Genomic DNA, 8,615 nt, shown 5'->3' on the forward strand with positions numbered 1-8,615 from the left:
AACTTAATCCAGGAAGGTGCTGTATTGTTAAAAGAAGGTGATGATGCTGAATATATAAAGTATTTATCAGCTCATCATGAATTAGTCGCTTCAGCACTTGCAGTTAAGGCGGCTCATGAAATCAATCCTGACTTAAAGGTTGGTTGTATGATTGGTATGAATGGTGTTTATCCAGCTTCTCCAAAGCCAGAAGATATGATGAATGCCTTAGGTGCTATGCATCAGAAATATTGGTATACTGATGTGCATGCAAGAGGACATTATCCAAACTATATCTTAAAGAAGTTTGAAAGAAAAGGATATGATTTCATTACTGAAGAGGATAAGAAAATCTTAAGTGAAGGTAAAGTAGATTACATTGGATTCTCTTATTACATGTCATTTGCAACTAAGTATCAAGGACGTAATGAAAAGACATTTGATTACTGTAGTGAAGACTTTGTAAGAAATGAATACTTAAAGGCTTCTGACTGGGGATGGCAGATTGACCCATTAGGATTACGCTGGTGCTTAAACTGGTTCTATGATCGTTACGAACTTCCAATGATGATTGTAGAAAACGGCTTTGGTGCTTATGATAAGAAAGAAGAAGATGGTACTGTAGATGACCAGTATCGTATTGATTACTTAAAGGCACATATTGAAGCAATGAGAGATGCAGTCACTTATGATGGTGTTGATCTTTTAGGTTATACTATGTGGTCTCCATTTGATATCGTATCTGCTTCTACTGGTGAATATGATAAACGTTATGGTTTCATCTATGTTAACTATAATAATAACCATGAAGGGGACTTCTCTAGAAGTAAGAAGAAATCATTTTACTGGTATAAACACGTTATTGAAACAAACGGTGAAGAATTATAATACTCAAGAGATAGCTGCGGCTATCTCTTTTTTAGCAGTCGGATTTGACAAGTGCTAAATAAAGGCTATAATTATCAACAGGTGATAAAGATGCGTAACTATGTATTTGATTTTACTCATTCCTATAAAGGGGATTATCCACAGTTAACTTATTATGATTGTAGTGACATTGAAGGAACACGCTTATTCTGTGATCAACATGCAGAAAAACAATTAAAAGAGATGATAAGCAAGAATGGTATTTCTGGTATTCATTTTATTGATTCAGGCGATTATCATTACATCACTAAATTGATGACTGATTTTATTCATGAACCTTTTAATCTTGTTTTGATTGATCATCATACAGACATGCAATCTTCTATTGTAGGAGATATGCTTAGCTGTGGAAACTGGGCTAAAAAAGCTTTACAAAATCCTTTCCTTCATCGTTTATACTTAATAGGACCAAGCAAACATGATTTAAAATCAGTGGAACGGAATAAAGTATTAAGTTTCAGCATAGAAGAACTAGAACAAGGTGCTACTATTCCTCTTGAAACGAAATATCCTGTTTATATTTCTATAGATAAGGATGTCTTAGATGAAAGATATGCCATGACGAACTGGAATCAAGGAGACATGTCACTAGGTATGTTAGAGGATGTATTAGCGCACTTCCTAAAAAACTGTGAAGTAATTGGTATTGATATATGTGGCGATGATCCAGATATCGATGATTATCCTACCTATATAAAAGCTGAAAGAATCAATAATCTTTCCGATGATGCACTTTATCAAACTGCTATGAAGATATTAAAAAGGAGGAAAAAGAAATGAGAAAAGATTTTGGTGCACGTGCACTTACTTATCCACAGCCTGTCTATATGATTGGGAGTTTTGATAAGTATGATCATCCTGATTTAATGAACGCAGCATGGGGTGGCATTAGCGATACAATGGAAATTTCATTGAGTCTTTCTAGTGGACATAAAACAGTACAGAATATCTTGAAAACACAGGCTTTTACTGTCAGTATTGCAGATGAGGATCATGTAGTAGCGTGTGATTATGTGGGTGTTGTATCAGGGCATAAGGAACCCAATAAACTAGAAAAAGCAGGTTTTACTTATACGCCATCTAGTAAAGTACATGCACCTATTATCAATGAATTACCTATATGTCTAGAATGTCGTCTTAAGGATTATGATTTAGATACGGAAATCATGAAGGGTGAAATTGTCAATGTATCTGTAGATGAACGTGTCTTAGATGAAACAGGAAGAGTAGATGTATCTAAAGTAAAGCCTATCACATTTGATCCCTTTAATAATCAATATGTAGGTTTGGGAAAGGTTGTTGGCCGTGCTTTTAAAGATGGTCTTAAACTAAAATGAGGACTCATATGAGTCCTTTTACATTAGTCTTTTTTAACTGTATGTAATTTATCTAATAAACCATTCTTTTTAAATGTAGGTGCTAAAGCTAAATAAAGTGCTGAAGAAATCACAATCGCAATTACTGCATTAGTAATAGTAGTCACTGCATTCCAAGATGCAAGAGCTAAAGCAGCTTGAGAAGGTGCACCAAGTAATACTGAAGTATAGAAATAAGAGAATAGTGGTTCAGCAATCACATTAAATAATAAACCTGCAAATGTAGAAGCGACTACACCAATCACTAACTGCTTACCTTCTAGTTTTTGGATCTTGAATACTCTATGTGCAACTAGACCTGTAATAACCCCAATACCAAACTTTAAGATAAATGTCTTTGGTGCAACTACTACATAAGTAGGATCAAGTAAATCCCCAATACCCATACCAACTGCGCCTGCAACTCCACCAGGAACACCACCTAATAATAAAGCAGCCAATACACAGAATGTATTTCCTAAATGGAATGAAGTAGTTCCTCCTGGTGTTGGAATCTTAATCTGTAGGAATGTGAAGGCGATATAAGCTAAAGCCGCCATCAATCCTGTTACTGCAATTTTTAATGTTTTATTTTCTTTCATATAAAACTCCCCCTTTGATGAATAACACTATACATACATTCTGACATTATATAAATACTCAGTTATCGACTAAAAAAATAAGGTCAGTTTTAAAACTGACCTTATTCATGTACGATTTTTCCAAATAAGAAACGGATCAGAGGAACACAATAGAAAATCTGGAATAATAATGCGACAGGGAAGTTCATGAATGTTGTCTGGAACCAGACTGAAACATCGATGTTCTTGAATAATACAGTTGCGATTAAACTCATGCATGGACACATGATACAAACAATCATACATGAGATTGCAAGAGTAATCACAATAGGACGATCTGTAGGCTGTACAAAACGGAAAGCAAGCTTATGAGCTAAAGAATCAACAACAAGTAGTTCTAAAAAGAAAGCGACAGGCCACATGATAATCATTTCGTGGAAGGCAAGTAAGAAGACCTGGTTTGTCATTCCTCCGATATTTAATGAGATGTTGAAGAGAATCATGACATACACCATTAAGAATGACATCATCGCAGTAAATAATAAATTTTGTTTAAATGTTTTAGGCATTGGAAAATTGCTCCTTTCTGGAACTTACACAAAAAAACAACACTAAATATAAGTGATGATCGATATCACGCCATGCATGTGCGTTTCGACTAATACCCTAAATCAATATTCTTTTTTTGCATGACTTACTTTAATATATTTTAGAAAATATGTCAATAAAGTGTTTTTTCTAATATTTCTATAGCCTGTGGTAATTTATCTAAATCGATAGAAGAGTAGTTCATGATGAAGGTATGTGATGTATGAGGTATATTCTTAAGATAGTAATGAGAAATAGCTCTTAGATGGATTCCTTCTTCTTTTAACTTATTGATAAGTGTTTCATCAGACATATGTGTATGAATTGTGATAAGGAAATGAAGACCAGCATCTTCCTTAGAAATAGTAATCATATCCTTTAAACTACTTTCTTCTAACATCTTTACAATCGCATCACGCTTATTATGGTAATGATTACGTAATTTAGTAATATGCTTATCAAAATAATGTTCATTAATAAATGATGCAAGAGTATATTGTTCGAAGTTAGAGACTGTACAGGCATAAAAAGAGAGCTTCTTATTATAGCGTTCTAATAAATGATGAGGAAGCACCATATAGCTGATACGAATTGTAGAGGCAAGAGTTTTAGTAAAGGTATTCATATAAATAACCTTTTCACTTAAATCAATACTTTGAAGGGCAGGAATAGGCTGTCCACTTAAACGTAATTCACTGTCATAATCATCTTCTATAATATAGCGATGTTCCTTCTTATTTGCCCATCCAAGTAATTCATAACGTCGAGATATAGGCATAATAATACCAGTTGGGAAATGATGAGAAGGAGAGATGTGCGCAATATCTACATCTAAATCTTCTAATTGGTTGACGAGTATTCCCTGCTCATCCATATCTATAGGAACGCACTTAGCCCCTAAACTAGAATAAACATCTAATATCTTATTATAACCAGGGTTCTCTACGGCATATAAAAGATTAAAGCCTAATAACTGAACAAGTAATCCATAAAGATACTCGGTCCCTGCACCAATAATAATTCTTTCTGGTTCAACATCCATATTTCTGAATTCTTTTAAATGATGAGAAATCGCTTCTCTTAATTCATAAATACCACCTACTGGAGGATTAACCATTAGTTCTGATTGGTGTTCATTTAATACGTTCTTCATAAGTTTAGACCAAGTTGTGAAAGGAAACAAATGGGCTGGTGTCTGATTAGAAGAGAAATCACACCAATAGGATTCTTTCTTAATAGAAGGTTTATGAATCATCTTAGCAGGAATAAGGGGTGTCTTATTATTAATAGGTGATACATAAAAGCCTTTCTTAGGTAAAGAATAAATATATCCCTCAGCCATTAACTGCGCATAAGCATTCTCTATTGTAATAATACTAATACCTAGATTTTTCGCAAATGTACGCTTAGAAGGTAACTTTTCATCTGCTGTCAGATGTCCCCCTAGAATATCATTTTTGATAAATGTATATAATTGCTGGTAGAGAGATTTATGATTATTTTCATCAAAACTATATGTAAGCATAGATACATCCTTTCTTTTCTAATCATTATAGCGTAATCATTTGAAAAAAAGAAGAAAACAGCATAGAATAGTCATATTAATGGAGGATAATCTATGGCGTTAACGGCTAAAAGAATTACAGAGAATTTTAAGGAATTAGAAGATCTTAATAATGAAGCATTTCCTAAAGAAGAACGTGTCTCTATTGAAAGAATGATTGATTTATCTCAAACTGGTATATCAGATCTTTATGGTGTCTATGATGGCGATATATTTGTTGGATTCTTTATGACAATGACATCTGATACATGTGTTTATTTATTCTATCTCGCAATCTGTTCATCACTTCGTTCTCATGGGTATGGAGGACGTACTTTGAAGTTGATGGATGATCTCTATCAAAGACAGATAGTATTGGATATGGAACCTTTAGATGATCAAGCAGATAACTATGAACAGCGTTTAAGACGTACTAAGTTTTATGCGAGTCATGGTTACCGTTCTAGTGGGTATCATTTATTCTATTGGAATCAGACATTTGATTTATTATGTACAAGAGGTCCTTTCCTAAAAGATGACTTTATTGAGATTACTAAAGAACTTCAAAGAGTTGTGGATGAATCAGGAGAAGGGGACTTCCATCCAAAGATGTTGAAGGCAGCCTATGATATTCTAGATATTATTGATTTATAAGAACCGAAAGGTTCTTTTTTTCATTTCCTAACACTTAGGAAGTTAAATTGAATGCATAAAGCACTCTAAACCATTACAATGAAGATACGGGAGGTTATACGTATGAATAATAGACAGCAGCGTATTATAGATATCCTTCATGATTATGATGAATGGATGACAGGTAAAGAACTTGCTTCTATGTTGTCTGTATCAGATCGTACAATCCGTTCTGATATTGAGCATATTAATAAAGAGTATGAATGTACTCTTATAGAAGCCAATCGTCGTAAAGGTTATCACTTAGACGTGATGCTGACAAGTGTCAAAGGAATTACGACAAAGTCAGTCATTCCTCAGACATCTCAGGAACGTGTATCTTGGATCATTAAGGAATTATTGTTTAAACAGGAAATCAATCTCATTGAATTACAGGATCGTATTTATGTCAGTGGTTATACGATTGATAATGATTTAAGAAATATCAGACGTATACTCAATGAATATCCTTCTTTAAAAGTGGTACGTGTAAAGAACCACATTCGTTTAGAAGGTAATGAAAATGAGAAACGCTCTGTATATAAGCATCTATTAGAATCAGAAATCAAAGGAAACTTCACAAATATCAGTGCCTTGTCTCATTTATGGAAGGATTTTAATCTCATTGACGTGGTAGAAATCTTTAAGAATGTCTGCGCAAATAATCATTATAAGTTCAAGAATGTTAGTCTTCCTATGTTGATGATGCATGCGGGTATTGCGATTGAACGTATCAGGAATAAGAATTATTTATATGAAACACAGAGTGATTGTACAGGTATTGATTTAGAATATCGTGTCTCAAAGGATTTCTTTGAAGAATTATCACAAAAGTTTGGTATTCCTTATGTTGAAGAAGAAGTCGTTAAGTTTGCTTTCTTATTAGAAGGAAGAGGCAGTCATGTAGACTTAAAAGCAGAATCACAACAGTTAGTAGAAGAAGTATTATTAGACATTAAAGATTGTTTTGATATTGATTTTAGAGATGATGAAGAGCTTTACAATAGCTTAGTTATTCATATGCAGTCATTACTTGATCGTATTAAAGTAGATAAACCTAATACAACAGCTTATTTAAAGGAGATTAAAAGACAATATCCTTTAGTCTTTGAAATGGCGATACATGCCAGTGATGTCATTTCTAAAACTACAGGTAAACCTTTAGTAGAAGATGAAATCTCTTATCTCGCTTTACATTTTGGAACAGCTTATGAAAGACATATCAATACACAGAAATACCGTGTAGTCATGATTATTCCCCATAATCAGATGATTGCGAAAGCATGTATGGATAAGATTGAAACACGTTTTAGAGAACGTATGGAAATTATTAAAGTATTCCGATTCTTTGAAAATAATATGATTGCATCACTTCATCCTGACTTGATTTTAACTGTTGTACCTTTACAGCATGAATTGTCTATTAAGACAGTATCAATCAGTTTATTTGTGAACTATGAGGATGAAAGTCAGATCTTCCAGGCATTGAATCAATTAGATAGAGAAAAATATCATGATCAGTTCTGTCATATTGTAAAGAAGCTGATCGGACAGGAAACATTCTTTATAAAAAAAGACATCGCATCTAAGGAAGATGCCATTAACTATTTATGTGATAATCTGATTCAGTTAGGCTATGCCACACAAGAATATAAAGAAGATGTTTTTAAAAGAGAAGAGATGGCAGGAACAGCTTTTGTACAGGGCTTTGCGGTACCTCATGCCATTACAGTACAACCATTACGTTCTACTATATCCGTTATGGTCTTAAAGAATCCTGTGAAGTGGGGTAAGTATGAAGTACGTCTTATTCTCTTATTATCTATTAGTGAACAGGATAATCAGATGCTGCATACATTCTTTGACTGGTTATCCAATGTACTTATTGATTATAACCAGCTGATGCAGTTTATCGAAGTAGACAACTATCAACAATTTATGAAGCTAATGACAGCGTGAGGTAACATATGAAAAAACAACAACAGACTATTGCATCATTACCAAGGCGTTTTGGTGCATACTTATTAGATTGGTATATTGGTGCTCTTTTTACATCATTTCCTATCGCAATTGTGTCACAGAAGATTTATGGCACAATGAAGAACCAGAATCTATTAGAATACCCTCATCAATTAGGACTGATTTGTGGGCTATGCGCATTACTAGGCGCAATTATTTATTATGTCATTATTCCTTTAGTGATTAATAAGGGACAAACAATTGGTAAAAGAATATGTCATATTAAGATTGTAAAGAGTGATGGCAAAGATGTAGGCCTTAAAGAACTATTACTAAGAGAAGTATTAGGAGCCATTATTATTGAAGGAGTTCTATATTCTGCAAGTACAATATTACATCAGGTATTACAGATTAGTTTAGGTATTAGTTTAGTTAAGCCAATGATGTATGTTGGATTTGCGATTACAATTGTGAGTGCTATTTTATGTTTAGTGAATAAGAAAGAACATCTAGCATTACATGATTATCTAGCACGTACTAAAGTAGTGAATTTTTCCTAAATAGAGGAAATCGCATTCACCACCTGAAAATAAATATAAGTTTATACTATGAGTTGTGAGATGGAGGAAATCACATGGAAGATTTAGAATTATTAAGTTTTAACATTATTTCTGCCGTGGGTACTGCAAAGTCACGTTATGTACAGGCAATGTATCTTGCTGAGAAGGGTGATTTTGATGAAGCTCGCGCAAAAATAAAAGAAGGAGAAGAAAGCTTTGTGAAAGGTCACGAAGCACATGCATCACTTATCCAGAAGGAAGCATGTGGTGAAAAGACAGTTCCAACAATTCTTCTTATGCATGCGGAAGATCAGCTTATGAATGCTGAAACAACAAAAATCATGGCTGAAGAGATTATCAAACTATCTCAAAGAATTAAAAAATTAGAAGGAGGAGAATAGGATGAAAAAGGTTTATTTATTCTGTAGTGCAGGTATGTCTACTAGTATTC

General features: G+C 33.6%; 10 protein-coding genes. 7 read left to right on the top strand and 3 right to left on the bottom strand.

All coding sequences use genetic code 11. From position 1 onward, the window contains the following. The 3 genes from ACT8VG_RS04820 to ACT8VG_RS04830 form a co-directional block, all read left to right on the top strand. A partial coding sequence (locus tag ACT8VG_RS04820) for a family 1 glycosylhydrolase (protein ID WP_444195308.1) occupies positions 1–867 on the top strand: 867 nt, incomplete at its 5' end. A gap of 90 nt (positions 868–957) precedes the next feature. Further along, entirely contained in the window at positions 958–1,686 is a 729-nt protein-coding gene (locus ACT8VG_RS04825; protein ID WP_117459610.1) for an arginase family protein, read from the top strand. Then, complete coding sequence (locus ACT8VG_RS04830) at positions 1,683–2,243, top strand: flavin reductase family protein (protein WP_444195309.1); 561 nt, start codon at positions 1,683–1,685, stop codon at positions 2,241–2,243. The genes ACT8VG_RS04825 and ACT8VG_RS04830 overlap by 4 nt, the downstream gene beginning before the upstream one ends. Positions 2,244–2,266: 23 nt before the next feature. Here ACT8VG_RS04830 and ACT8VG_RS04835 read toward each other — a convergent pair whose 3' ends face one another. The 3 genes from ACT8VG_RS04835 to pdxR all read right to left on the bottom strand — a co-directional run bounded on the left by ACT8VG_RS04835 (position 2,267) and on the right by pdxR (position 4,955). Beyond that, positions 2,267–2,863 (bottom strand): ECF transporter S component, encoded by a 597-nt coding sequence (locus ACT8VG_RS04835; protein ID WP_418220852.1) that lies wholly within the window; start codon positions 2,861–2,863, stop codon positions 2,267–2,269. A gap of 101 nt (positions 2,864–2,964) precedes the next feature. Beyond that, positions 2,965–3,411, bottom strand: coding sequence for a DUF2798 domain-containing protein (locus ACT8VG_RS04840; protein ID WP_444195310.1), 447 nt, complete (start codon positions 3,409–3,411; stop codon positions 2,965–2,967). Between the two features lie 152 nt (positions 3,412–3,563). Further along, positions 3,564–4,955 (bottom strand): MocR-like pyridoxine biosynthesis transcription factor PdxR, encoded by a 1,392-nt coding sequence (gene pdxR / locus ACT8VG_RS04845; RefSeq protein ID WP_288704975.1) that lies wholly within the window; start codon positions 4,953–4,955, stop codon positions 3,564–3,566. 93 nt (positions 4,956–5,048) lie between these two features. Between pdxR and ACT8VG_RS04850 the strand changes: the two genes are divergently transcribed. The 4 genes from ACT8VG_RS04850 (at position 5,049) to ACT8VG_RS04865 (ending at position 8,565) form a co-directional block, all read left to right on the top strand. Then, positions 5,049–5,627 (top strand): GNAT family N-acetyltransferase, encoded by a 579-nt coding sequence (locus ACT8VG_RS04850; RefSeq protein WP_117458425.1) that lies wholly within the window; start codon positions 5,049–5,051, stop codon positions 5,625–5,627. A gap of 102 nt (positions 5,628–5,729) precedes the next feature. After that, complete coding sequence (locus tag ACT8VG_RS04855; protein ID WP_444195311.1) at positions 5,730–7,604, top strand: BglG family transcription antiterminator; 1,875 nt, start codon at positions 5,730–5,732, stop codon at positions 7,602–7,604. Positions 7,605–7,612: 8 nt separating this feature from the next. Continuing rightward, on the top strand, positions 7,613–8,164 hold the full coding sequence (locus ACT8VG_RS04860) for an RDD family protein (RefSeq protein ID WP_288704971.1): 552 nt from the start codon (positions 7,613–7,615) through the stop codon (positions 8,162–8,164). 74 nt (positions 8,165–8,238) lie between these two features. Further along, positions 8,239–8,565 (top strand): PTS lactose/cellobiose transporter subunit IIA, encoded by a 327-nt coding sequence (locus tag ACT8VG_RS04865; protein WP_006504762.1) that lies wholly within the window; start codon positions 8,239–8,241, stop codon positions 8,563–8,565. Positions 8,566–8,615: the final 50 nt, after the last annotated feature.

The organism is Catenibacterium sp., assembly GCF_052354645.1.
In the GTDB taxonomy this organism is placed as follows: Bacteria; Bacillota_I; Bacilli_A; order Erysipelotrichales; family Coprobacillaceae; genus Catenibacterium; species Catenibacterium mitsuoka_A.